Source organism: Falsiroseomonas frigidaquae, assembly GCF_012163145.1.
In the GTDB taxonomy this organism is placed as follows: domain Bacteria; phylum Pseudomonadota; class Alphaproteobacteria; order Acetobacterales; family Acetobacteraceae; genus Falsiroseomonas; species Falsiroseomonas frigidaquae.
The window spans coordinates 16235-43009 of sequence record NZ_JAAVTX010000011.1; the positions used below are offsets into that span (position 1 = coordinate 16235).

General features: G+C 74.0%; 10 protein-coding genes. 3 read left to right on the plus strand and 7 right to left on the minus strand.

Annotation, left to right across the window (positions count from 1 at the left end; translation table 11 throughout):
- Positions 1-33: 33 nt before the first annotated feature.
- The 7 genes from HB662_RS27755 to HB662_RS27785 all read right to left on the minus strand — a co-directional run bounded on the left by HB662_RS27755 (position 34) and on the right by HB662_RS27785 (position 21021).
- Positions 34-3258 carry a CHAT domain-containing protein gene (locus HB662_RS27755; protein WP_168055150.1) on the minus strand — a complete coding sequence of 1075 codons (3225 nt, stop codon included), beginning with the start codon at positions 3256-3258 and terminating at the stop codon, positions 34-36.
- Positions 3259-3285: 27 nt separating this feature from the next.
- Complete coding sequence (locus HB662_RS27760; RefSeq protein ID WP_168055152.1) at positions 3286-6579, minus strand: FecR domain-containing protein; 3294 nt, start codon at positions 6577-6579, stop codon at positions 3286-3288.
- A 13-nt stretch (positions 6580-6592) separates the two neighbouring features.
- Positions 6593-7954 carry a surface lipoprotein assembly modifier gene (locus tag HB662_RS27765; protein WP_168055154.1) on the minus strand — a complete coding sequence of 454 codons (1362 nt, stop codon included), beginning with the start codon at positions 7952-7954 and terminating at the stop codon, positions 6593-6595.
- A gap of 133 nt (positions 7955-8087) precedes the next feature.
- Positions 8088-9800, minus strand: a complete 1713-nt coding sequence (locus tag HB662_RS27770) for a hypothetical protein (protein ID WP_168055156.1) — start codon at positions 9798-9800, stop codon at positions 8088-8090.
- Positions 9797-14446, minus strand: coding sequence for a hypothetical protein (locus HB662_RS27775; RefSeq protein ID WP_168055158.1), 4650 nt, complete (start codon positions 14444-14446; stop codon positions 9797-9799). Before HB662_RS27775 ends, HB662_RS27770 begins: the two co-directional genes overlap by 4 nt.
- A 6-nt stretch (positions 14447-14452) precedes the next feature.
- Positions 14453-18055, minus strand: a complete 3603-nt coding sequence (locus HB662_RS29860) for a thioesterase domain-containing protein (protein ID WP_168055160.1) — start codon at positions 18053-18055, stop codon at positions 14453-14455.
- Complete coding sequence (locus tag HB662_RS27785) at positions 18052-21021, minus strand: DUF6603 domain-containing protein (protein WP_168055162.1); 2970 nt, start codon at positions 21019-21021, stop codon at positions 18052-18054. Before HB662_RS27785 ends, HB662_RS29860 begins: the two co-directional genes overlap by 4 nt.
- A gap of 610 nt (positions 21022-21631) precedes the next feature.
- Here HB662_RS27785 and HB662_RS27790 point away from each other — a divergent pair.
- Genes HB662_RS27790 through metK form a run of 3 tightly spaced genes read left to right on the plus strand, consistent with a single transcriptional unit; the run spans position 21632 to position 26731 of the window.
- The gene (locus HB662_RS27790) at positions 21632-22633 is read left to right on the plus strand and encodes a magnesium transporter (protein ID WP_168055164.1); all 1002 of its coding nucleotides are present in this window, start codon (positions 21632-21634) and stop codon (positions 22631-22633) included.
- Positions 22630-25557, plus strand: a complete 2928-nt coding sequence (locus HB662_RS27795) for a cation-translocating P-type ATPase (protein WP_168055166.1) — start codon at positions 22630-22632, stop codon at positions 25555-25557. The genes HB662_RS27790 and HB662_RS27795 overlap by 4 nt, the downstream gene beginning before the upstream one ends.
- Positions 25550-26731: a methionine adenosyltransferase gene (gene metK / locus HB662_RS27800; protein ID WP_168055168.1), complete on the plus strand. Its 1182-nt coding sequence runs from the start codon at positions 25550-25552 to the stop codon at positions 26729-26731. The genes HB662_RS27795 and metK overlap by 8 nt, the downstream gene beginning before the upstream one ends.
- The last annotated feature ends 44 nt before the right edge of the window (positions 26732-26775 follow it).

A 26775-nucleotide genomic window follows, 5' to 3' on the forward strand; every position in this document is an offset into this window, starting at 1 on the left:
GCACCAGCGCGGTGCCTCCTGCATGCCAAGCCGTCACCGGCCCACGACCACGAAGGGCGCCCAGAACAGCGGGTGCGCCAGCTCCCCTTTCGGGTCATCCATCATGCGCAGCATCACGGCGCGCAGCGCCTCCGCCCGTCGGGCACGCGGATCGGCCGTCGCCGCTTCGGCAAAGCCGGTCACCACCTCCACGGTCACCGCGCTGATCACCGGCCAGTGGCTCACCAGCAGCGACCGCGCACCCGCCACCAGGAACGCGCGCGCCAGGCCGGACAGGCGCTCGGACCCCGGCAGCCCATCCCCCGCCGCGGTGTTGCAGGCCGACAGCAGCACCAGCTCGGCATCCAGCTCCATCGCCGCCACGTCGGACGCCAGCAGCAGCCCGTCCATGCGCGCCCCATTGCCCTCGGGCGTCAGCACCAGCGCGGGCTCGTCCAGGCCGCCGAGGCTGCCGGCCATCAGCCCGTGGATGGAAAAGCCGATGGTGCGGAACCGTGCCGGCCTGGCCGCGCGGAAGCCGCGCGCCGTCGCCTCCGCGCCCAGCAGCATCTCGCTGCTGCCCGGCGGGTGCACGCCGGCAATGCGGCGCACTTCCCCGTCCGTCTCCTTCAGCGCCGCCAGCCGTTCAAGCCGCCGGGCAAGCGCATAGCCCTCGCCACGCATGCCGGCCGGCGCGGCGGCTGGTTGCGCCAGCGGATTGCCGATGCCCAGGAAGGCCATCGGCGCGCGCGATGGTTGCTTCGCGGCTGCATCCGCCGCCACCACGGCGCGCACCGAGGGTGCGATGGTCACGGCGTAGCGCCGCGGCAGCCAGCCGCGCATGGGGTCGAACAGCATCTGCGGCGGCAGCGCGTCCAGCGCCCCGTCGGGGACGAACAGAAGGTGCCCCCCCGGGCCGGGCAGCAGCCCTGCCGCCTCGGCCGGTGCGATCAGCACGGCGTGCAGCGCCTTCGCGGCCTCCAGGTCGATCGCGGGCAAGGCGGCCACTTCGCCGCCCACCGCATCCAGGTCCACGCCCTCCCGCAGCCGCGCGACCAGATGCTCGACCTCGGAGCGCGGGATGGGCTGCCGCAGCACCCGCGCCGCCTGGCGCGTCACCACCCACAGCAGCAGCGCATCCTCCCCCGCCACCGGCGCCAGCAGCGCCTCATCCGGGGCCAGGATCGCCTGTACCTCCGCCAATGTCGCGGTGCCGGGCAGCAGGTATTCCGCGAAGCCGGGCGCCAGCGCCGCGATCTCCGCCGTGATGTCGAGAAGCCGCGCGGCCGCCTGCTGGCGCGCCTCGAGCCGCGCCAGCCCGGCATTGCCGGCAAGCTGCAAGGGCTGCGCGGCCCCCGCGACGACCTGTGCATCCGCCTTGCGCAACGCATCTTCCGCCGCCCGCAATGCCCGCAACCGATCCGCCAAGGCCGGAGCCTGGTCCTCCGCCGCCAGCCGCGCCGCGGTCAGCCGAAGCGCCTGCGCGGCGCGCGAACTCAGCGCCTCCTGCGAGGCCGCGAAGGCGGCCTCCCGCGCCTGCGGGTCCTCCGGCGCCAGGTCGATCAGGAGTCGTGCCTGGGTGAGGAACAGCTCCCGCACCGCGGCGCGATGGGTCACCACGCCGGTGCGGACCTCGGCCTCCACCCCGCCCACCCGCGTCCGCAGCAGCATCAGCGCATCCTGCGCGTCGCGCAGGCCGCCCCGCGCATCGCCGGACTCCGCCCGCAGCATGGCCCGCGCGGTCATCGCCTCCGCCACCCGCACGGTGCCGGTGGCACCGAGTTGTTCATAGAGCGCGATGGCTCGGTCGATCGGCGGCGCAGCCTCCTCATGCCGGCCAGCCCGGGTCAGCAGCCTCCCGAGGCGCAGCAGTGAAAAGGCGAGGTCCACGGACTGAGGCCCGCGCGCCTGTTCAATGAGCGCCTGGCCCTGGCGGAACAGGGTTGCCGCCTCCTCGACCAGCCGCGCCGCATCCGCAGCATCCGCGACCCGGGCCGCCCTGTCTTCCGCGACCAGCCCGAGAAGGACCGTAGCCAGCCCCTCCGGTCGCGCATCGGGCGGTGGCATGCGGGCATGCGCTGCCAGCGCGGCGCGCGCATGCGCCTCCGCCGCATCGAGGTTGCCCTGCCGCAGATGGAGCCAGCCATGCTCGACGCGGGTGGCGTTGAAGGCCACGGATTCCGGCCCGAGCGTCTCCTCCCACAGCCGGGCAGCGGCGGTGAAGGCGGCGTCAGCCTCGGTCGCCTGTCCCAGCTCGGTCAGCGCCGTGGCCAGGGTGTGAAGCGCCTGGCCGAAGCTGGGGTGGCGATCGCCGAGGGTGGCGCGATAGATCTCCACCGCCGCGCTCGCCGCCTCCGCCGCCTCGCTCATCCGGCCGCGCTCGAACAGCGAAATGGCCTGGGCGAGCCGCGCATGGCCGCGCAGCGGATCATCGGCGTAGCCAGTGGTGGCGAGGTGGTCGAGCAGTGCGTCCGCGCCCACCGTGTCGAGGTCTGCCTGCAGCATCACCTGTGCCACGGCGAGCGCGACCGCGCCCTGCCGTCGCGCATCCGATCCGGCCGCATCATGGGCGCGGCGCGTGAACGCCCGCGCACCCGCCGCATCGCCCATTTCCAGCCGGAGGAGGGCGAGGTTGACCAGCGCCTCCACCATCGCCTCGCCCTGCGGGTCGGGCTCTCCCGGGCCCAGGCCTGCGGCGTAGCGCAGCAGCGCAACACTGCGGGCGAAATCCGCCGCCGCCTCCGCGAAGCGCAGGGCGGCGTGCCGCACCAGGCCGCGCGAATTAGCGGCGACCGCGGCCTCGGCCGGCGCCTCGGCCTCAAGCGTCGGCAGCGCCGCCGAAAAGCCGCGATCGGCACGGTCGAGATCCCCTGCCCTCTGCCACACGAGCGCCACGTCCCGCAGGATGCGCGCGGCCGCCAGGGGTTCGGCCGCCAGCGGCCTGCGGCGCGCCAGAGCCTCGGCCGCGTCGAGGTGGCTGCGAAGCCGCGGCTGGTCGGCCATGCGGCCCGAGAGGCGGGCGGCAGCCAGCCGCAGTCGCGCAAGGTCCCAGTCGTCGGCACGGGGCGCGCCGGCCGCGAACCAGCGCTCCAGCACCCGCATCCCGGCAAGCAGGTTGCCGCCGGCGGCCAGCGCTTCCGCCTGGCGTATCGCCTGGTCGGGGCGCTGGTCGCCAGGACCCCGCACCTGCGCTGCCGCGGGCGCCGCCGGCAGGATCAGCAGCGGCCTGCCGGCGCATAACGCCAGGAGCAGCGCCAGGAGCAGGCGGTGGACCATCATGCGTCCCCCAGAGCCCTGCGGCAGGCGTCACGGCCTGCGGCCGACGAACACGCCATTGGCGCCGTAGCCTGGACCCGCGATGCCGAAGGCGCCGCCGACCCCGGCGGGCGGCGTCGTCGTGCCGGCGCCACGCGCATCGAAGAAGCCACCCTGCACGACCAGGCGCCGATCCCCGGTCACGCCGCTGCCGCTGAAGGCGGCGCTGCCGGGCGGCATGGCGATGCGCGCATCGTAGCGGCGACCATCGTAATCCGCCGCCATCCCGCCGCGCCGCGCGCCGAAATCCCAGCTTTGCGTGAAGCTGCCGGCCACGCTGCGCAGGGAGCCCGGTTCCGCCACCGTGCCGATCATCCCGCCCCCATAGCTCGCCGTGCCGCGCAGCGCCCCGAGGGTGGCGGCATCCACAGGCCGGCCAGCGGCCCAGAAGCCGAGGTTCACATGGTCGCGGCGCGTCCCGCCGGCATCATTGACGAGGTCGCCGAGGAACATCCCCCAGGCGAGATGCTCGGTGCTGGCCGGCATGGTGGATCGCCCGCCGGCGATGCCGGCCAGCAGGTCGCCATCGACGCTGAGCAGCGCGGCGCGATCCGGAACCACGGCGCCGAAGGTGGATTGCCCGATCCAGGCCGTGGTCGGCTGCCCGGTCGCGGATTCTCCGCCGAAGGCCAGGGATTGCGTGCCTGCCACGCCATTCGGCGCCACGGCGGCCAGCGGGTTCACCGCCAATTCCCCCGCGGCGCGCGGAACCAGGTCGATCCGCGCGGCAAAGGTGTTGGCGCCCTCGGCACGGTCGATCGCGACGCCACCACCGCCCTCAGTGCTGACGCCATGCAGCGAAACCGCGCCGTCCCGCACCGATTCGACGATGCCGGCGGCGAAGCCGCGCAGCGCCGCGGCGCCGCCCTGCGGCAGCGCGGCCGGGGCCGCGGCGCCGGGCCCGACGCTGACATTGGTGGCCAGCCGCGTGAAGCCGAAGGGCGCCGAGTCACCGCCGCCGACAGGCTCGATCGTGCCGGGCTGGCCGCCGTCGCTGCCGGGCACCCCGCGTCGTACATCCTGCGTGCCCACCGCGAAGTAGCCTGCGCTGGCGGGGTCGCTGGCACTCGGGAAGATATGCGCGCCCGTGCCAGCCGCATCCGTGCCAAGCGAGCCGAGCGCCGAGCGGATGACCAGCGAGCCTTGCGACGCGTCGAGCCGCGCGGTGCCGTAGGTATTGCCGGACAGCACCAGGCTGTCGCCGTGCCGCCCGATGGAGCCGACGGAGACGGAGACGGATCCGCCGCCGCCGCCGATGACCTCGACCTCACCCCGCAGCGCCGCGGCCGGTGTGCCGCCAACGACCAGCAGATGCGTGTCCCCGCGGCCGGTGGGTGCCGTCCGGGCATCGGCAGGCCGGCCGGCAAAGGTCTCGTCCGGGCGGAAGGCGTTGAAGCGGGAGAAGGCGATGGGCCGGTCCGCGCCGTTGAACTGCGCCTCCACCGTCGCGCCTTCCTGGAAGCCGCCGAGCGGGTTCATGCCGTCCGAGATGGCGAAGCGCGTGACCTGGCCTGGCGCCGTGCCGGGCAGGCCGCCGGACGCGGGAACCGGCGTGCCGCCGATGACGAAGAAGCGCTCGCCTTCCTGGATGCCGGGATCGGCGAAGATGCGCTGGGAACTGGCGGTGATCTTGTCCACGATGAAGACGCTTGGCATCACTTCGCTCGCCGGGACGACGCGGTCCGGCGTGTTGAGATCCGGCGCCAGCCCATCCGAGGAGATCGTGCGGCCGGAGCGCGTGGGCTGGCCGTTGTCATCCGTGCCAAGCTCTCCGCCGAGGATCACGAGGTCCGGAAGCGGCGTTGCGCCGACATAGGAGATCAACCCGATCTCGCCGAACAGGCGCGATACGCGGCCATCCGTCGGCGTGCTGGCCAGCACTTCGGGCGGCGTGGTCGGTGATTCGCGGCGCTGCTGCGGCCCGGCGTCGCGGTTCTGCAGCCCCACCTCGAACAATGCGCTGCCGGTGTAGTCAAGGCGCCGCCTGCCGGAGCTGGAGGTGAAAGCCGCCGTGGGTGTCGCCGAGTCGGCGACGCTGATGCGCGGCACGCGAACCAAGTTCAGCCCACCGCTCGTATCCGCCAGCCGCACCTCGGCAAAGGCGTTCAGCTCCACGACGCCGACGCGGGCGACCGCGTCATAGAGCGTGATGCCGCCGGATTGCGGCAGCTGCTCCCCGCTGCGCGACAGGGGTGTGAACAGGCTGCTCGCCGCCACCCCGGCGCCCGTGCCACGGATCGCGCCCGTGTCGTTGCGCGTGGCGGCGGCCACGACCTTCCGGTCCGCCGTCACCGCGCCGCCGGAGGCGCCGGCCGGAATGCGGCGCACCCGTCCGGTGCCGAAGCTGCGGATCGAGGCGATGCCGGCGATGTTTGCATCCGGTTCCTGCGAACCGGGATCGACCTGGGAATTGGCAGCGCCGATACTGGTCGTGCTGGCGTTGATGCGCGGTGCGACGATGCCGGAGCCTGCGATGCTGCTGCCCGGCGCGCGCGCGCCAGCGGGCGTCGCCACGCTGCCCCCGCTGCCTGCGGCGATCGGAATTGCAGTGCCTTCATAACGCCGCGGACGCAGATCATCGCCTCCGTTGAAGCGCCGGCCATTCGCCGCGCCGCCAGGCTCCACTGCGGCGTCACCGTCCCAGCCACCGCCGCGCTGCACCTGGGCGAAGCCCTGCATGGCCGCGGCCTGTTCGGCGCGGGTTCGGCGTTCCGGGCCGCTGGCGGCGCCCGCGGCGACGAAGGACACGCCGAAGCCGGGGCGGCGCACGGCATCCTCCCGCCCGCTCGGCTGGCGCACCAGCAGGGGGCCGCCCGCCAGCAGCGTGGCCGACCCGCCCGCACCCGCCTGCACCACCGCCGAGCCGGCGACGACACGCACCACCGCGCCCGGCGTCGTCACCAGCATTTCCACGTCGGACGCCGTGTTGATCCGGAGCCGCCCGCGCCCGGCCGCCGCCCGCACCACCAGCCGGCCACTTTGCGGGTCGCGCGCCATGCCCTGCAGCGTGAAATCCGCCCCCTGTTCCAGCACCACCGTGGTGCCGCCCATGAAGGCGATCTCGGTCCAGCTTCCCGCCGGGCTCTCGATGCGCAGGCCGGGCGCCAACACCAGGTTCTCCGGCGGCGGCGGGCGGGGCGCACCAGGCGCCGGGCCGCGGAGGATGACGCCGGTCAGCCGGTCCTGCGCCTGCGCGCCGCCAGCCGCGCCCGCTGCCAGGGCGGCGAAGGCGGTGGCCATCAGCGCCAGTCGCCGGCCGGCGGTCGCCTTGTGGATCTTGCCCATCTCCCGTCCCTCCTCAGAGGCCGAAGCGCAACCCAAGCGTCAGGGCATGGTTGCCGTAGCTGTAGAAGCCGTAGTTGCTGTCCTGCTCGTACCAGCCGTATTCGAGCGCGAGCGCGACCGCCCGGCCCAGCGGCAGCACCAGCGATGCCCCGGCATCCCAGCGCGTATCCCGCCGGCTCTGCAGGGGATTGATGAAGGGATCCGGCGCGTCGTAGCGCAGGCGCCTGACGCCGACACGCGTCGCAAGCTCCGCCGGGCCCAGGGGGCCGAGTTCCACCACGCTGGTCACGCCGAGCGAGCCACCCCAGCCGCTGCGCGCCCACCAATCCTCCCGCGCCTCCGCATCCGAATAGCTGAGGGAGGCCGAAAGGCGCGTATCCCGCGTCATGGCATATTCCACGGTGGCCACTACGCCCTGCTCCGCGCCGGTGAATTCGCGTGAACGCGGACGGAACTCGGTGTTCTCGTAGTTGCCGAAGCGGCCGAGCCAGGTCAGTTCCAGCGTCCAGCGCGGCGGCAGCTTGACCTCGGCTGTCAGCCCGCCACCGTAGAGCCAGGCGTAGGTCTCGCCGCCATAGCCGATCCAGGCGGCGGAGGCGAAGGGGCGCAGCGCGAGACGCGCGCCCTCGCCCTGGATGACGCCAATGCGGGGGCCGCTATCGAGCGATGCGATGGACAGGTCGTAGCCGCGCGCGATGCGGGCGAAGCGCTGGTCGAACAAGGCGGCGTTCGTCTGCCAGCTTCCCTCGCGCTGCAGCCCGAGGTCGTAGCGATGCTGCGCGCGGGCGCCGAGCACCATGCTCCAGTCGCTTTGGCCGCGCGTCGGCACCTGCACACCGACGAAATCCTGCAACTCCGGGAGGAAGATGGGCACGCTGCCGAGGCTGGTGGCCTCATTGGCATTGCTGTCGTAGCGGGCGCCGGCGAAGCCGCTGACATCGAAGGTGCTTCGCGCCGCACCGCGCTCGGCCTGCGCCAGCAGCATGCGCCCGCGGCGCTCGACATCGGGCGGGATGTCGGGATTCTCCAGCGCCTCCCTCGCATAGGCGGCGGCGAGGTCGGGCGAGCCGGAGGCCAGATGCAGCGAGGCAAGCTCCAGCCGGATGTTGTCGAGCTGCGGGTCGATGCGCAGCACGCGCTCGAGCGCGATGATGGCGGCGCGGGCATCGCCGGTGGCGGCCGCGAGGCGCGCGTAGCGCAACGCCGCATCGGGCTGCCCGGGGGCTGCCATCATCTCGATGAAGGCGGTGCGCAGCGGGTCCGCCTGGACGCGGTCCTGCGCCGCCGCCGGGGCCAGCGGTGCGAGCCAGAGGAGCAGGATGAAGATCGGGCTGACATGGCCGGCTTTGCAGCCATGGTGCCTGCCGCGCTGCATGGCCTGGTTGCTCCTGTTCGCCAACACCCCTCGTGGTTCGGTCAGGCTGCAAGCATCGTTGCTCGGCCGGGGCGCCTGCAAGGCCCGCGACGGCCCCCACCGGTCACAGATCGGCGACGCTGCGCCGCGCGCGTCAGCCGGTCGTCGTGGCATCGAAGTCGAGCCCGCTCGAGCCTTCGCCACGGCCCAGGCCGACGCGGCGCGCGACCCAGCGCAGCACCTGGCCATCCGCCGCGCGCGCCATGCAGGGCACGCGCGCCACGCGCAGGCCCTCACGCGGCACCTCCTCCTCCTGCAGTGTGAAGGGCGTCGGGTCCAGCAGGCGGCCGAGCCAGTCGCGACCACCGCTCATGGTGCCCTTGCGCAGGTCGAAGCCACCGGCATTGCCTGGCTTCGCCACCGGCACCAGCGGTATCCAGTGGCGCGGCACGGTGGTCTGCAACAGGTAGCGCAGCTCCGTTCCCGCGCGCGGTGTCCGGGATGGTGGCGGCGCCTGCGCCTCGTCCGCGCGCGGGCGCGGATCGCCGCTTGGCGCCTGCACGGTGCGCTCCACCGCCCAGGCCATGTTGGCGGCCTCGTCGCGCAGGAACAACACTTCCTCCAGCGCGCGGCCTTCCAGCGTGCCGCGCAAGGCGGGCGGCACGAGCATGCCGCGCAGCGGCGCCGCCCCTGCCTCCGCATCCAGCGCAAACAGGCGGAACCGCGCGCCTGCCGGCCCCTCCGGCGCCGGGTTCACCAGGGTGTGCTCGCCAAAGGTGTCGGTCGTGGTCAGCGTCTCGATCCGGTTCAGGCTGCCGCATTCCGCATCCACCGGAACGGAGAACCAGTCGCTGCCATAGACCATGCCGAACTCGACGAAGCAGAGCCGTGCGAGGTCGGTGGGCTGCGCTTCCAGCGCGCCGAGGTTCACCGCCCCATCCTCGAACTGCCAGAGCCGGTCCGCCGGCATCCCGGCATAGCGCAGAGGGGAGGCGAGCACGGAAATCGTCCGTTCCTCCGCGGCCTCGGCCGGCGCTCCGGCAAGTGGTGTGGCGCTGGCGTCGAAGCTGTACCAGTCGATGGCGCCGCCATCATGCAGCGGCGCCCGCAAGGCCGTGCCGTCGCCCAGCCCGACCTGGAAGCGATGTTCCAACCGGTGCGGGATCCAGGCCTCGCCGGTTTCTCCCCCTGGGCCGCCAGGCATCACCGCCATCCCCCACCAGGCCAGCCACTCTGCCGCCGCCGCCTTGGCCGCCTCGGGCGCGGCGGTGAGCCAGCCGGGTTCCCCTGCCGCCAGCGCCGCCGCGGCCGCCATCCCATCCGCGCAGCCACGCCCGAGCGTTGCGAACAGGCGCGGTACCGCCAGGGCCTCGGGCACCGCCTCCGGCAAGGCAGCCGCCCGCGCCGTGGTGTCCAGCGGATAAGCGGCCAGCAGCGCCGCACGGCCCTCCGGCCATCCCGCCTCCTCGAAGGCCGTCGCGAGCAGGCTGCCGCCCTCGGCGCGCTGGCGCAGCCCCGGCCCGCCCGGCGCCGCCGGCTCTGCCTCCACCAGGGGGTCGAGCGGCATGCCGGGCGGCAGCGGCCGAACCGGATGGCCGGCGGCGGGGTCGCCGGGCTGCCAGGCGGTGATGCGGGTCGCCTTGACCCGCGCCTGGACCGACAGCGGCGTGCCGGCATCCTCGCCCTCGAACTCGCCGAACTGCCATTGCCGCGCGAGCAGCCAAAGCGGGTCGTGCAGCCGCGCCTCCAGCCCCGGCGTCGGGTCGCCGGAGACCGAGCGTGGCTCCAGGCGCGTCCAGGCCGGAGGTTCGGTGAGCACCTGCGTCAGCAGGCCGGACATGCGCTCCGCAACCAGCAGGTCACTCATCGATTGGCCTCCTTCATCGCGGTGATCGGCCCGGTCTTGATGATCCGGCCGGCAAGCGCGCCAAGGCGCAGCACCGGCTCGCCCTGCAACGACGCGGTCCGGGTGTAGAGCGCGGGCAGCAGCGCGGCGGCGCCGACCGTGTGTTCCAGCACCACGCCGCGCAGCTTCGCCAGCTCCAGCGTCTCCCGCAGCGTGGTCAGCAGCGCAGCGCTGTCCCAGCGTCGCGCCGGATCGGGCGGCACGGCGAGCAGCCAGGCGTTCGGCGCCCGGGCATTGGGCGCGGCGGCGTGGAAGGCGACACCGGTGGTTACACGCGGCCTCGGGGCCGGCGGCGGCTCGCCCGGCTTCGGTGCGCCGGCACGGGCCCGCAGCGGCAGGGTCTCCACCCACTCGTCCAGCACCAGCGCGCCGACGCTGGCGGCAGGATCGGGCGCGCCCAGCAGGTCGAGCATCCAGGCGACCACCGGCGTCCCCGGCGTCGGCTCGCCTTCGCCCAGTGGCAGGCCGATCCAGCGCGCGGGGGGCTCGGGCCCTGGCCCGGCCTGCTGTGCGATGCGCAGCATGGGCGGGGCGCCGGTGACCTCGGCCAGCAGGATCGCCTCCGCAAGCCGGCGCGCGCCGTCGCGCACCGAGGCGGCATCGGCCAGCCAGCGGCGCGCCGCGGCCCGCGTGGCGCCGGGCGGCGGTGCGGCCAGTGCCTCATCCCAGCCATCCGCGGCGGGTGCGGGCGCCAGCATGGGCAGCAGGCGGAAGCCTTCCCCGAAGATCGCCTCCGCCGCCTCGGCCAGGCTGGCAGCGCTTGCAGGCCGCGCCAGCGCCGCCTCGGCCGTGCCGATCCGCCGCGCCGCCTCGGCCAGCGCCAGCTCGGCAACTGCGCCGAGGTCGCCGCCGCCGCCGGCCAGGACGTCGGCCCGGCTGAAGCCCGGCGCCACGATGCCGAAGCCGGCCAGGCCCTCCATCGCGTCGCGTACCTGCGCCGCCGGGGCACCGGCCTCGATCTGCGAGTCCAGCGCCTCCGCCCGGTCTTCCAGGCCCGCGAGCGCTGCCCGCAGCCGCGCCTCGGCGGCCGACAGCCAGGCCGGATCGACCTGCCGCGCCACCGGCAGGTTCGGCACGCCGAGATCGATCGGCAGCGCCGGGCGCCCGGCCGAGAGCAGCCCGCGCAGGGCCGTGGCCAGCGCATGCACGTCGCCGATGGCCCGCAGCCCCGGCGCCCAGCCTGGCTTCGGCGCCTCCGCCAGCGGGGCCTCCGGCGGCAGGTCGGGCAGCGCGGCGCGCAGGCGCTGGTCGAAGCCGGCGCGATCCGCCGCGTCATACAGCAGGTCGAGCGCGGCGCGCCCGGCTGCCGCCAGCGTCAGCGGCGTCCCGTCGGCGGCGGCACCGACGACGATGGTAGCCGGGTCGCCGAGGCGGGCCGCCGCCCAGGCCTCCAGCGCCGGCTCGGCCGCGGCGCGCGGGCGGCTGGCATCCCAGCCCGCCGCCGGCGCCGGTGGCGCGCCAAGCACGCCCAGCATCAGCCGGTGCGCGACCGGCAGGCCCTCGGCCGGCGTCGTGACCACCTGCGGAACCGGCGCCGGCGCCTCGCCATTGCCTGCGGCATCCAGCGCCGCCCCTGCCCGCGCCAGGTTGCCCTGCACGAGCTGGTGGACGGATTCCGCCATCAGCAGGTCGCCCACCGCATCCAGCGCGTCCTGCGCCTCCGCCACCGCGCGCTCCAGTGTCGCTCGCTCCGCGGCCGAGACCGGCGGCCAGTCGCCCGTCAGGTAGGGGTTGTCGGCCGGCCGCTGCGAGAGCCGCGCGACCACCGCCTCGGCGTTCCAGCCCGTCACCAGCAACACGCCGTCCACGACGTTGGCCGCCGCCACCGCTTCCTGCGCCGCGCGGCCGGCCTCGTCGGCAGCGGCGTCGCGATCGGTCAGCCGGCCCTGCGTCAGCGGCGCGACGGCGCGCAGCGAGCGGACCAGCCGCGCCGCGCCGCCCTCATGCATCACCCGTTCCACCCGATAGCCCAGCAGCGCGCCGAGCGGCTGGCCCTGGCGCATCCCGTCGATCAGCTCCAGCGCCCGCCGCACCCGCATGCTGCCGAGGTCGATGGCGAAGGCGCCTTCGCCGCCGGCTGCCTGCTGCTGCATCCAGGCGCTTCGCAGCACGCCGGCTGTCGCCGCATGGGCCAGGCTCGGCGCATGGATGAAGCCGCCATCGGCCTGGCGGCCGCGGCCCGGCACGATGCCTTCCACCCAGCCATAGGCGCCGATCTGCACGCCGCGCGGCCGCGCCGCCCGCATCGCCACCCGCCGGCGCTCCACCAGGGCGGTAACCCAGGCGTCCAGCCGGTGAGAGGCGGTGTCGAGGGTTTCCGAAAGCAGCAGGCGCCGCTGGTCGAGCGGCACCTGCGCAAGTTCGGCCAGCGCGCCACGCAGTTCCGCCATCCGCGCCTGCGCTTCGAACCAGCCCTGCAGCGCGAAGCGGTCGAAGGTGGCGGCGACGCCGGAGGACTTGGCCTGGGTCGCCAGCTCCGCGAAGCTGCTGGTCGTCGTGGCGACCGGCTGGAACGCCCGAAGCGTCGGCCGCTCCGCAATGCCGGAGGCCACGCGCAGCTCCGCCGCGACCGCCGCCAGCGTCTCCGCTGCGGCGACGGGCGCAACCTGCGGCGCGATGCTTTCGACCCGCCGGGCAAGGCCGGCCACGCGTTCGCGCAGCGGCGGGTCGAGCGTGGGTGCGACGCGATTGAACACCTCCATCACCCGCTGCCCGGCCGTGGCCCGCACCTCGAGCAGGGCGGCGTCCATCGAGATGGCCAGCAGGGCCTGCAGCAGGCTGTTCGGCTGGCCGGCGCGCTGCTCCAGCAGCGCGGCGATGAAGGCCGGGTCGTCCTCGGCCACATGCGGCAGCGGCAGGTGGCGGTCCTGCCTGCCGAGGAAGCCGATGCGCGACCGCGGGCTGGAGAGGTTCACCAGGTCGTGCCAGATCGCCTGTTCCAGCGCGGCTTCCAGCAGCATCTCCTGCGGGTCGCCGCCCGATGCCCTGATGCCGAGCCCAGTCGCCTCCTCCGACAGCACCTGGCGGACGAAGACGGCGAAGGAGACCGGGGCGGTGCCCAGCGCGTCCCGCATCGCCTCGGGCGGCGTCCCCGGCGCCGGGCGCGGCACCCGGCCGATGCCACCGCGCCACCAGCCGCGCGCACGCCGCAGTATCTGCGCGAGGCCCTTCTCGAAGGCGTCGCCCGGCGTGGCCACCCAGGGCCCGTCCAGCGCGCCGGCCGGCAGCAGGCCATAGGGCTGGTGGCCGATGCGCAGCGTCGGCAGCGGTCCGCGTCCCCGGACGTGGTCGCGGTGCAGCCTCCGTCCCGCCTCCCGCATGTCATCGGACAGCGCGGCGCCAGCCTGGCCGACGCTGTTGATCCGGTCGAGGAAGCTACCCCAGCTGGCGTTCCACAGGGCGGTATTGGCCGCCCGCGCCGCCGGCTGCTCCCGCGCCTCCGCCCCCTCCAGCCCGGCGAGCACGGCGGGATCGAGACCGAGCGCCGCGGCCAGCACCGCCGCCGCGCTGCCCTCGGCCACGGCCGGCGGGTCGAGCGCGGGGCGCTGCGGGTCGGGCCGGCGCTGCCAGGCGGCACGCGCCGCCTCCCCGTTATTGGTCGGCGTGCCCTGCCGCACCAGCGCGAGGCCGGCGCCGAAGCGGTGCGCGCGCAGCAGGTCGGTCAGCTCCGCGGCCGCTTCCTCCGCACCGAGGCTACGACGCAGGCCAAAGGCGAAAAGCTGGTCCACCGGCGCGCCGCGCCGCGCCAGCGGCACCGTCACCGCCAGCCCCAATTCCAGCGCACGCTCATAATCCGCGATCCATTCGGTGCCGGGGGCGAGCCGCACGCCGCCGGCCTCCACCAGCGTCGCCTCCTCGGTCGGCACCAGGGCGGCGGGGAGCAGCGCGGGGATCTGGTTGCCGGTGGCCTCGGAGGGCTGGCCAGCCTGCAGGGCGACCACGCGGAACCGGTCCGGCAGCAGCCGGGCCGCGCCACCGATTCCCGCCGGTGCCAGGGTCGCCGGGAAAGCGGGGGCCTCGGTGGCGCGCGCGGCGAGGTTGGCGGGGCGCGTCGCCTCCCCCACCCAGGCCGCCCGGGCCCGCCCGACCCGCTCCACCAGGCCGCGCCAGGCGGCTTCCTGCTCCGCCTCCGCCCCGCGCCAGGCGGCGGTCCACCAGGCGAGGCCGGCGGCGCGCTCGGCCTCGGACAGCCCGCGCTCGAGCCTGTCCACATGGACGTCGTCCGGGAACAGCCGCACGCGCAGCGCGGTGCGGTCGGCGGTGTAGCGCGTCTCGATCCGCACCGGCAGCAGCAGCAGCGGCACGGCCGGATCGGCGTCGCAGGGATCGATCCGTGCGCCAAGCTGGCCGAGGGCGAGGCGTGCCGCCTCCTCCAGCCGCAGCCGGTCCGTCACCTGGGCGGCGGCGGCGGCGCGCAGGCCCTGGCGGGCATCCAGCGCCGCCCTGGCCCCCGCAAGGTTCCCCGCCGCCAGGCTGTGCGCCAGCCCCGCCTCCGTGGCCCCGGCCTGCGCCCCCAGGTCGCGGGCACGGGCAAGCGCGGTGTCGCGGTCCACGGCCTGCTGCCGGGCGGCGGCGCGCAGGGCTTCGAGGGATGGGTCCTCCGGCATGGCGCATCACTCCGGGCGGGCGGGCGCGAGCAGCTTCCGCGCGTCGAATGCCGCGCGGACGGGGCTCTGGAGCAGGATGCGGGCGGTGCTCGCGGCATCGGCGCCCCAGGCGAGGCTGGCCGGCGCGCCGCCCGGATTGGCCAGGCCCGCCACGGCGCCAGGTGCCCCGGCGGCCAGGAACGGCCCCGCTGCTGCCATCGGCAGGGCGCCCCAGGACAGCGCATTCATGTTGCGCGGCGGCGGAGTGCGCCGGCCGGGCGCCGGCGCGTCCTCCGGCGGCAGGTCGAGGCCGAAGCGCGGGCCGGTCGGAGGCTCCGCCAGCACGAACCACCATCGGGAGGCGGGTGCCGTGATCTCCTCCACCGTCAGGTCGAAGCCGACCAGCAGGAGGTCCGGCGGCAGCGGCGCCTGGAACACCACGCGGCCCTTCTGGCCAGGGCCGGGCGGGGCGCCGAGCACGGGGCGGCCGGCCGCATCCGGTGCCGGCTGCGCCTCGATCGCCAGCGCCAGGACATCCGGGAAGCGGCGCACCAGCTCCGCCCGGATCGCCAGCACGACGATTGCCTTGGCATCCTCCGCCGCCAGATGCGACCCGAGCGGGGTGGCGCCGAAGCGGTGGATCTCGGCCTTCAGCTCATCCTGCCCGCCATCCCAGAAGCGGCGGAAATAGGTGCCGCGCTGGTCCGTTGGGTAGCCGCGCCACAGCAACTCCCGCCCCATCTCGTCCGACAGGCCGAGCAGGAAGGCTTCGGTGAAGGCCGGGTTGGTGGTCAGCAGCGTGACGAAATCGGTCTCCGCGAGCGCGCCAAGGCCGGGCACCAGCCAGTCCCGGTCATAGGCCTCGAGCGCCTGGTACATCGGCCGGTCGAAGCGCGGCGCCGCCATGATGGGGTTCAGCATGCCGTCATCGAACCAGCCCGCTGGCAGCGCACCCGGCCGCAGCGTCAGCCGCCCGAGCAGCGCCGCCGTCGCGGTGCGCGCCGGCGCCACGGCGTCCAGCAGCGCACCGCGATCGAGGGCGGCCGGGGCGCGATCCGGCAGCGTCGCCAAGACGCCGATGCCGCCGCCCTGCGCCAGGGCGGAAACGGCGTCGGCGATCTGCCGGAAGGGCGCCGGCGCCCGTTCCGCCAGCACGGCCTCGACCTGGCGGGAGGCGCGGGTGTCGAAGCGCTCCGCGAGCGGCAGGCGGATGGTGGCGGCGGCTTCGGGTGCCGGGGGAGCGCGCTCCGCGACCACTGCGCCACCGAGGTCCAGCCCGCCGACGAGGGCCTCCCGCCGCAGCCGCCCGGTCGCGCTCAGGGAAAGCTGCGCGGCGGCCGGGGCGGGCGCCGCGAAAGCGGAGCCGGAGCGCGTGGTGGCAAGGGAAGGTCCCGGCGCCACCGCGGCCCCGCGGCGCAGCATCAGCCTTTCGTCGAGGCGCCCGCCGAGGCCGCCGCCGACCGGCGGCACGCGGATGCCGCCGGGGGTGCCCAGCGGCGCACCGCCAAGATCACCCGGCCGCGTCTGCGGCACGCTGGCCGGCGCGCGCTCGATGCGCAATTCGTCCCGCCGCTGGGGCGAGACCATCAGCGGCACGCGCGCCTCCAGGCCGCGCAGCACCACCGTTGCGCGAACCGAGACGGCGCCGATACCGGCCGCGGCGATGCCGGACAGGATGGGGGCCAGGGATTCGACCCGCGCCGGCTCCACCGTGGCGTCGCGCGGCATCGCCTGCTCGACCAGCGCGGCGATGCGCTCCGCGGCCTGCATTCGCAGGTCGAGCCCGCCCTGCGGAACCGCCCAGCCGGCGGCCGGCGACTGCAGGCGGTCCACCACGCCGGGGCGGGCCGTGCCGGCCACCAGACGGTCCAGCGCGGGGGCGAGCTGCGCGTCACTTCCCACCCGGAAGGCGCGCCGCAACGTTTCCCGCGGCAGCGCCTCGATCGCGGCGCGGGACAGGCCGCCGACACCGTCGAGCGGCGCGCGGGCCACGCGCATGTCACGCAGCGCGCCGGCCTCGGCCACCATCGCGCGCGCGGCGCCGAGCTGCGAGGGCTGCCGCACCAGCGGCCCACCAAGGCGGACGGCGCGCCGGAACGCCGCGGTCATCGCGGCGGGCGGCGTCGCGCTGCCTTCCAGCATCCCATGCACGGTCAGCGGCCCTGCGGCGACGCGGATCTGGCCCTGCACGCCACGCAGCACCTGCGCCAGGTCGCCGAGCGGCAGCTTCGCAACATGCCGCCGGTGCACGGCCCCGGCAACGAAGCGGCCGAACTGCATGCGGGTGATGCGCGCATTTGCCTGGCGCAGCGCACCCACCTGCAGCCAGGCCGCCTCCATCAGCGCTTCCTGGTCACGCCGCACCACGCGGGTGCCGAGACCGGCGATGATGCGGTGGACCGGCGTGGTGTTGAGCTGCGCGAACCAGTCGGCGTCGGCCGCCGCGGTATCGCCGGGCGGCGCGCCGAAGACGGGGCCGAGCCGCGGCGCGCCGCGCTGGAACCGCGCATAGAGCCGCGGCCCGACAAGCGGCAGATCAGGGTCGCCACCGGCCTCCGCATCCAGCCTGCCGCGAAGCGCGTCGCGCGCCGCCGCATCCCAGGCGGCGCCTTCCGCCGGCACGTCATCCGGTGGCGGTGCAGGCGAGACAAGGGCGCAGCGCAGCACCTGCACGTCGCCCGGCGCGCCATCGGCCAGCGGCGCGAGGCCGCCGCCCGGCTCGGCGGCATCGAGCAGCCGGCGCCCGACCTTCCAGGGGGCAGGCACACCATGGATGCGCTTGGCGAGCTGCTCGAAATCGCCCGCCTCACCGGTTGCAAAGCGCCAGGCATGGTAGGCCGGCAGCAGGATCTCGGCATTGGCGTCGGTACCATCCGCGGCCCGGGTCCAGGCGGGGCCAAGGCTGCCGCCGGGCAGGCCGAGACCGGCCCGCGCGCCGCAGTCGAAGGCCGGCACCACGCAGGCGATCCAGGACCGGCCGGCGGCCAGGCGGCGCGGGCAGATCAGCCGCGAGAGGTTGGCCGGCGCATGCGCATCGGAAAGCCGGTCCGGGATCTCCCCCTCCGGCGGCTGCCCCGCCACCTGCGCATGTGCAAAGGCCCAGGCATCATCGAGCGGCTGCAACTCGCCGGCGAGCGTGCGCAACCGCTGCGGCAGGCCGGATGGCCCCGGCTCCAGCCTCGCGGCTCGCGCGTCGCAGACCACCAGCACGATCCAGGGCGGCAGCCGCCCGCCGGCCGGCGGACGTGGCGTGAAGAGCCAGGGCAACTCCGGCCGGTCGAACTCGACATGGGCGAGGAAATTCTCCTCGGCATCCACGCAGCCATCCTCCGGCACACGGCGGATGATCTGCTGCGGGTCGAGGCCGAGCACGTCGCCCGGGCCGCGCAGCGTCAGCGTCTTGCCCACGACGCGCTCACCGGTGGCATCCCGCACGGTGACCGAGACGGCGACGGTGGCGCGCAGCGCATCGCCCTCCGGCGGCTGCAACGCGGCGGCGAGGCCGGAGCGGGCGTAGCCCACGAAGCTGTGGTCGCCGAGCCGCACCGCCTCGGGCCGGAAGGCGACGGCAGGCGCGATGCGCAATGCGTTCGGGACAAAGGTCGCGATGCCGCTGAGGGATCCGCTCATGCCGCCAGCCTCGCCCTGATGACCTGAAGGCCTTCCCGCTGCCCGACCGCCATGCCGCGCAGAAGGCGCCGCGCCGCCGATGTGGCCATGGCCGCCGGCACACCCTCCGCGCGCACCGAATCCGCCATCCGCGCGACGGTCGCGAGCCCGGCGTCGCCGAGGGCGATGCCTGCGTCCGGGGCGATGCCGATGGCGTAGGGGTTGACCCGTGCGCGCGCCGCGATGCCGACCGCGGCGGTGGCGAAGGCGTGCGGGGCGATCAGCCGGAGGTCCCACGCCGTGCGGCTGCCGGCCATGGCGTCATCATGCGGGAAGACCGTCTCCCAGGTCACCGCCGCCGACGCCACCGGACCAGGCTGCACCGCGCGCGTGGCGGCCAGCCGGATGCCGCAGGGGAAGGTCTCGAAATCCGGCCCACTCGCCTGGTCCTCGACGGCCATGTCGATGAACTGGCCAGGTGGAAAGGCGTCCGTCGCATGCGACAGCGCGGCCGCCTCGGCAACCCCGATGCGTGGCGCGTCGAGGTGGACGCGCGGGGCCAGCACGGGATTGCCGCCGATGCGGTCGATCTCGGTCTCCAGCGGCACCGACAACTGCCGCGCCTCCAGCGCGCCCAGCGGGTGGACCAGCAGCGGCGTGATTTCATCCGACCGCAGCCGCACCAGTGATTCCGCGCCGGCCGGCAGACGCGGCGTCCAGGCCGCATCCGCCTCCAGCGCCTGCGCCACCACCTGCATGGGCGATATGGCGGGCGCCGCGACGGCTTCCTCCGCGCCCCAGGTGATCGGCCCGATATCGATCGGGATGTCCCACCACAGGATCTCGATGCTCGCCCGGCCTTCAAGGCGCCAGGGCGCGGTGCCGGAGATCTCGCCACGGAAGCTGACGCCGAGCAGGGTTTCGCCGAACACCTTGACCTCGAGCCCGGCATCGATGCGGCAGACGAAGCGGAAGCGTGGCGCCCATTCGAACAGCGCATCCACCGCGAGCCAGGCGCGTGCCTCGGCAGGCCCCACCTTGGCGCGCAGGGTGAAGCTGCCGCCGAATTGCAGGGTGCTGGCGGTGATCGCGAAATAGCCCTCGGCGCGCAGCGTGATCCAGGGCAGCGGCGGTGAGACCTCGATCGCGATGCGCTTCAGATCGGCAAGCTCGGGCGGAGCCTCGAAGCCGGGAAAGAAGCCGCCGATCGAGATGGCGAAGATCTCCTCATCCGCCCAGCGAACCAGCAGGCCGAGGTCGCCATTGACCGTCGCGGTCGCAAGCTTCGAGTTGATCAGGCTGGCGCGCGCCAGAAGATAGTCGTCCGAGAATTCCGCGAAGAACTCCGCGCGAAGGTCGACGATGCGCAGGCGATCCGGCGTCTCCGCCGTCGGCACGCCCACCTGCAGCGCGCCGAGCAGCACGATGCGCGGATCGGGCAGCGCGAGCACCAGCCCGACCTTCGCCTTCACGAAGCCGGCCTGCGAACCCCAGCCGAGTTCAGCGATGGGACCCACGACAAAGCCGCCGGGCTGCGGAGGGAAGATCGTCTTGATGCGGTCGAGAATGCCTGGCGCGGCCTGCACCGGATCGTCGGGGAACAGCAAGGTGCCGATCGCGCCGTTGCGGATGCCGGCGCGCAGCGCCTCCGTATCCAGGCGCCGCTCCAGCGCCAGAATGCCGCCGAGGCCGCCGAGGGTGAAGCCGAAGCCGAGCTCGATGCGCGGCGCGAAGCGCACGCCGAGCACGACGACGAGCGAGAAGGGTTCCGTGCCGATCAGGCATATGGCGGTAACACCGAACTTCGCGAAGGTGAGGTCGAGCACGCCGCCGTATTCGCCCGCGTCCTCATCGTGGCGCAGGAAGCCGCCGCCACGCACGATGCCGGCCTCGATGCGGATGCCGGCGGCATGCGGCGGGCGTGGGCGGACCTCGATGGGTGCGTCGCCGCCGCGCCAGGTCAGCACGGCGCCGACGCCCTCGGCGACGATGCCGACCGCATCGCCCATGCGCCCGGCAACGGTCGCCATCAGGTCGATGCGCCCGGAATCCGGCGGAGCCTCCTCTTCCGGCGGGCGGGCGATGGCAAGTTCGCGCAGCTCAAGCCCCGGGAAGGCGAAGCGCACAGGCAGCGTGAGGCGGCGGTCCGCGCCCGCGCCGAAGGTGAGGCCGTTGGTGGTGTCGAGCGTGACGGCGGTGGGCTCGGTGTCGGCCGTCGGCGCCTGGCCCGGGATGATCTTCTGCAGCAGCTTGTCGCCGCGCAGCCCGGCCTTGATGCGCGCCTTGACCAGCACGCCGAGCGTCGCGCGATCGGCGAAGCTGAAGAACCCCTCGACCACCGCACCATCGAGCGTGATCGGACCCAGCGCGGTCGATCCGGTGGCTTCGAGCAGCACGGCCAGCCGCTTGCCGGGCTGGTCCCAGCTCAGCCGCGTCCCGATGGCACGGCTGGCACCGTCGAGACCGAGCACGCTGTTGCAGAGGCTGTCGAAACCCTTGGCGGCATCCTGTGCGAGGCCGCGGAACGGCGCGATCCACGGCTCCTTGATGCCCTTGATCGCAGCGCGCAGCGGGGCCTTTGCGGCCTCCTCCGGCTCACGCGCCGCGGCGGCGTCGGCAAGGTCGTCGATGGCGCGGCCCAGCGCGTCAATCACAACGCCCAGTTCCGTCGCCGCACGCATCGCGGCCTCGGCGGTGAAGGGGTCGGTGCCAAGTTCCGTGGCCATCCTGCCAACCGCGGCCGCCGCCGCCTTGGCCTCATCCTCCACCGCGGCGATGAGGGGCTTCACTTCCTCGGCCAGCGCGGCGATCTGTTCCTTCAGCTCCTTCAGGCGCTGCTTGACGCCCGGATCATCCTCCTCGCCGTCAAAGAGCGATGTGACGAGCGAACCGGTGTCACGGAACGTGGACTGGGTAAGGTCCCCGGCGCGGCCATGGGCAAAGGCCAGCATGCCCTTCGACATGGCGTGCCAGATGTCGTCAGCCATCCGCGCCTCCCGCTTGAGCTCGCCTCGTTCGGAGGCGTCGCCTGAATCGCCTCCGCTTCGAACGTCTGCGCTGCCTCAGGGAAGCTCGGAGCGAACGCCGAATAAGGCCGCTTCGTCAACAAGATTAAAATCTGACTCATGCCTCCATTCTGACGGATCTACATTCTGTTGACTGGATTATCGACAATACACCGAGCAAATCGGGATCTTTATCTTCGGTCCACGTCAGTTGATCCCAGCGCCTGTCTGGAGTCCGGATTCAACCTAAAGGGGCTTTGCGGCCAGCCGCAGAAGCATGCTGCGGATCGTCGCCATGCGGACGAAGGCCGCGACGATGCGGCGGTGCCGTCCTTGCCTTCTGGCTGTCGATGATCGCCGCGATCGGACCTGGACATTCCCGCAACGTCTGAGCGGATCAGCGAAGAAGGTCGCCCGGTCGCACCGCATCGCCGGCCGGATCATGACCGGGAACGGCACGGATCACGCCAGATGCCCGACACTTGCCGCGCATCAAGGCAAAGGCTGCCGTGCCGGCGCAGAGATGGAGTCGCGCGATGTGATCAGGTTCTTATCGAAGAACTGTCATGACCGCGCTGTATGGTGATTTTGCATGAAACAGGATGCCCCGCCCGTCAGCGGCGCTCCGGCCAGCCGGATCGCCCGCTCGGTTTCCGCATATATCGACGCCGCCGTTCCTGTCGCCGGTCCAGGCGAGACCGTCGGGGCCGTTCGCTCGTTGATTTCCACCACCGGCTTTGTTGCCGTCGATCCGATCTTCGTGCTGGGGCCGGGCCGCGCCCTGCTCGGTGCGGTGCGATTGACCACCTTGCTCGCAGCGGCAGATGCGACGCCGCTCGCGGAACTGGCCGAGCCCGCCTGGCCGCAGGTCTCCGTCACGCGCACATGCGAGGAGGCCGCGAGCCTCGCCATCCGTCATGAGGTGCCGGCGCTGGCCGTGCTCGACCCCGCTGGCGCGTTCCTCGGTGCGCTGACTGCGACTTCGGTCATGGCCATCCTGCGCGACGAGCATCTTGAGGACCTGCACCACATGGCAGGCATCCTCGGCCGCAGCGAACAGGCCAGGGCGGCGCTGACGGCGCCCCCATTCCGGCGTGCGCTGTACCGCCTCCCCTGGCTACTGGTCGGCCTGGCCGGCTCGGCCGCCGCGACGGCGGTGATGGCCGGGGCGGAGGCGAAGCTTTCGGCCCATATAGCCGTCGCCTTCTTCATCCCTGCCATCGTCTACCTGGCGGACGCCATCGGCACACAGGCCGAAGCGGTCGCCGTCCGCGGGCTCTCGTTCACCGATGGCGGGCCGCTGCGGCTCCTGCTGGGCGAACTCGGCACCGGCGTGCTGCTGGGCGTCACCCTGGCCACGCTGTCCTTCGGGGCGGTCTGGGCGGTATTCGGCGATCCACGCCTCGCTTTGGCCGTGGCGTTGGCGCTGGCGGCCGCCGGTACCATCGCGACCGGGGTCGGCTTCCTCCTGCCCTGGGCCTTCCAGCGCACCGGCCTGGACCCGGCGCTCGGCTCCGGGCCGGTGGCAACGGTGGTGCAGGACGTGCTGTCGCTCGCGGTCTATTTCGGCCTTGTCGGCCTGCTGCTGACATGAGGACGGGGGGCAGCCTGCCCGCGCGGCCACGCCGGGCGGTTGGCGTCGCCATCGTGCATGCGCTGCCCGGCCGCTACCGCCTTGCCGACCCGCGTCTGCGCAGGGCGCCGGAGCGTGCCGAGGCGGCGCGGCTGGCCCTGCTCGGCGTGCCCGGGGTGACACAGGCGAGCGCCTCCGCGGTGACTGGAACAGCGCTGGTGCGCTGCGCGGCCTCGGTCACAGCATCGCGTCTCCGCGCCGTGCTGGGTGCGGCGTTGGGCGACCCGCCGCGCGCGCGCAGCCTTTCCGCTGCAGCCCGGGCGCAGCCCTGCGAGGAACCGCATGCCTGGCACGCCATGCCCGCGGAAGCCGCGGCGGCGGCGCTGGGCTGCGCGCCGAAGCGCGGCCTGCCGCCTGCCGAGGCCGCGGCACGGCTGGCCGCGGGCGGTCCGAACCTGCTGGCGCGCACCGAGGGGCGTTCCGCCACTGCCATCTTCGCCGAGCAGCTCACCTCGGTTCCGGTGGCGCTGCTGGGCGCCTCGGCCGTGGTGTCGATCGCAACGGGCGGGCTCGCCGACGCGGTCGCGATCGGCGCGGTGGTGCTGCTCAACGCCGGCATCGCGACCGCCACCGAGCGATCCGCCGAACGCACCATCCGCGGCCTGTCGGAGGTCACCCCCGCACCGGTGCCGGCGATGCGCGGCGGCAAGCGCATGCTGCTGCCGGTCGCGGCTCTCGTGCCAGGCGACCTCATCCTGCTTGAGCCCGGCATCCTGGTGCCGGCGGACGCCCGGCTGATCGCCGCGACGGACCTCACGGTGAACGAGAGCGCGCTGACCGGCGAAAGCCTGCCCGTCACCAAGGATGCCGCGGCGCGCGTGCCGGTCGAGGCTCCGCTCGGCGAGCGCCACGGCATGGTCTTCCGCGGCACCGGCGTGACCGGCGGCTCGGGCCTCGCGATCGTCACCGCGACCGGCGCGGCGACCGAGATCGGCCGCATCCAGGCGCTGCTCGGCGCCGTCCGCCCGCCGCAGACGCCGATCGAACGCCAGCTCGGCGAGGTCGGGCGCGAACTCATGCTGGTCAATGGTGTGATCTGCGCCGCCGTCGGCGGCATCGGCCTGCTGCGCGGCCAGCCCTGGCCGGAGATGCTGCGCAGCGCCATCAGCCTGGCCGTTGCCGCCGTGCCGGAAGGCCTGCCAGCGGTTGCCACCACCACCCTCGCCCTCGGCATCCAGGACATGCGGCACAGGCAGATCCTGGTGCGCCGGCTGGACGCCGTGGAGACGCTGGGCGCCGTGGAAGTGGTCTGCCTCGACAAGACCGGCACGCTGACCGCGAACCGCATGGCCACCGCCGCGCTGCATCTGGATGGCACGTTGCTGGCGCCCGCGATGTTCGCCGGTGCACATCGTGGCGTCGCCGCGGCCTTGCTGGAGACGGCGACGCTGTGCAGCGATGTCGAGGAGGCCGCCGACGGGCTTGCCGGCTCCCCGACCGAGACCGCGCTGGTGCGCGCCGCGCAGGAGCTTGGCCTCGACCTCGCCAGGCTGCGCGCCTGCTGGCCGAGGGAGAAGGCGGTGTCGCGGGCCGAGGGGCGCAAGCGCATGACGACGCTGCACCGCGGCCGTGGCGGCGCCCTGCTGGCGATGAAGGGCGACCCGGCCGAAGTGCTGGCGCTCTGCACGAAGCGGCTCACCATGTCGGGCGAGGCGACGCTGGACGCCAAGGCACGCGAGGCGATCATGGCTGCCAATGACCGGATGGCGGGGCAGGCGCTGCGCGTGCTCGGCGTCGCGCGGCGGCAGGGTGGTGGCGACCCGCAGGATGAGGAAGGCCTGACCTGGCTCGGCCTGGCCGGTCTCGCGGACCCGCTGAGGCCCGGCGCGGCGGCGGCGATCCACGCCCTGCACGTCGCCGGCATCCGCACCATGATGATCACCGGCGACCAGAGCGCGACCGCCTATGCAATCGCCAAGGAACTCGGCCTGCCGCGCGATGGCGAGGTGCGGGTGCTGGAAGCCGGCGCGCTGCGCGACCTGCCGCCCGAGGCGCTGGCAGCCCTCGCCCCGCAGGCCGATGTCTTCGCCCGCGTCAGCCCGTCGAACAAGCTGCAGATCGTGCGCGCGCTGCAGGCTTCAGGGCGGATCGTCGCCATGACCGGGGACGGCATCAACGACGGCCCGGCGCTGCGCGCCGCCGAGATCGGCATCGCCATGGGCGGGGCGGGAACCGATGTGGCGCGTGAGGTCGCCGACATCGTGCTCGCCACCGACGATCTGGGTGGGCTGATCGACGCCATCGAGCTCGGCCGCGCGACCTACGCCAATATCCGCAAGGTGCTGCGCTACCTGGTGGGCACCAATGCCTCGGAAACCATGGTGATGCTCGGCGCGGCGATCGTCGGCCTGCCGGCGCCGCTGACGCCGATGCAGTTGCTCTGGCTCAATCTCGTCTCCGATCCGCTGCCTGCGCTGGCGCTGGGGCTCGAGGCGCCGGAGCCCGATGTGCTGGAGCAACTGCCGCATGATCCGCGCGCGCCGATCCTTTCGCCCACCGATTTCCGGCGGCTGCTGCGCGAAGGCGCCGTGATCGGCGGCGCGGCGCTCGCCTCCACCTTCGGTGCGCCGCCGGCGGCGACCTTCCATGGGTTGACGCTGGCGCAGCTGGCGCATGCCTTCCTCTGCCGGTCGGAGACTCATGGCCTGTTCGACCGCGACGGGCCGCCGATGAACGCCAGGCTGGTCGGCGCCATCGGGATCTGCCTGGCGTTGCAGGCCGCGGCGCAGGGGGTGGGGCCGCTGCGCCGGCTGCTCGGACTGGGACCGCTCGGGCCGGCAGGATTTGCGGCGACGGCGGCGACGGCACTGGTGCCGCTTGCGGTGAACGGGATCATCTCGGCCGCGTCGCAGCGGCGGCGGCAGCAGGAGAGGCCGAATGCGTGACGGCATGATCTTCACCTCGGAATCAGTGACGCCGGGCCATCCGGACAAGCTCTGCGACCGCATCAGCGATGCCGCGGTGGATGCCTTCCTGCAGCAGGATGCGCGGGCGCGCGCCGTGGTGGAATGCGCGGTAGCGACCGGCATCGTCTTCATCGCCGCGCGCTTCGCAGCGGAGGCGGCGGTCGACCTGCCCTCCCTCGCGCGCCGTGTGATCGCCGAGGCCGGCTATGTCGGCGAGGGCTTCGACGCCCGCACCTGCTCCATCCTGACCAGCATCTCAGAGCTACCGGCGGCGGCACGCGCCCCGCATGAGGCGGCGCGCGACGAGGAGCATGAGGTGGAAGCGCTCAGCGCGACCGAGCAGGCCAATGTCTTCGGCTATGCCACCGACGAGACGGCCACGCTGATGCCGGCACCGCTGGTCATCGCGCATCGCCTGGCGCGCGCCCTGGATGCGGCGCGGGGGAACCTGCCGTGGCTTGCGCCGGACGGCAAGACACAGGCGGGCGTCCTGTATGGCGGAGGCCGCGCCGCGGGGCTGTCCTCCGTCGCCCTCACGGTGGCGACGCTTCCTGGCGCACCAAGGGCCGGCGCGCTCGCGGCGGCATTGCGCGAGCAGGTGGTGGTCCCGGCGCTGGCGGATGCGCTGTTGCCTCTGACGCCGCGTACCGAGATCCATGTGAATGCCGGCGGCCCCTTCGCGATCGGCGGCCCGTCGCGCCATGCGGGGCTCACCGGGCGCAAGAACGGCATCGACACCTATGGCGAGGCGGCGCGGCAATCCGGCGCCGCACTTTCGGGCAAGGATCCGTCGCGCATCGACCGGATCGGTGCCTATGCGGCGCGGCACGCGGCGAAATGCGTGGTCGCCGCGGGGCTGGCGCGGCGCTGCGAAGTGCATCTCGGCTACGTCATCGGCCATGCGCGGCCAGTCAGCGTCGCCGTGGAGTGCTTCGGCAGCGCCGTGGTCGCCGAGCAGGAGATAGCCCGGCGCGTCGCTGCGACCTTCGATTTCCGCCCCGCCGCGATCGAGCGCCGCTTCGCGCTGCGCAGCCGCGCACAGGCCGCCGGCGCGGCAGGTTTCTTCCGCCCCCTCGCCGTCTATGGGCAGATGGGGCGCGAGGATCTGGCCGTGCCCTGGGAGGAAACCGGCGAGGCGGCGCTGCTGCGCTAGGCTCCGAACCCGGTCTGGCCTGGCCGCAAGGATGGCGCGGACCC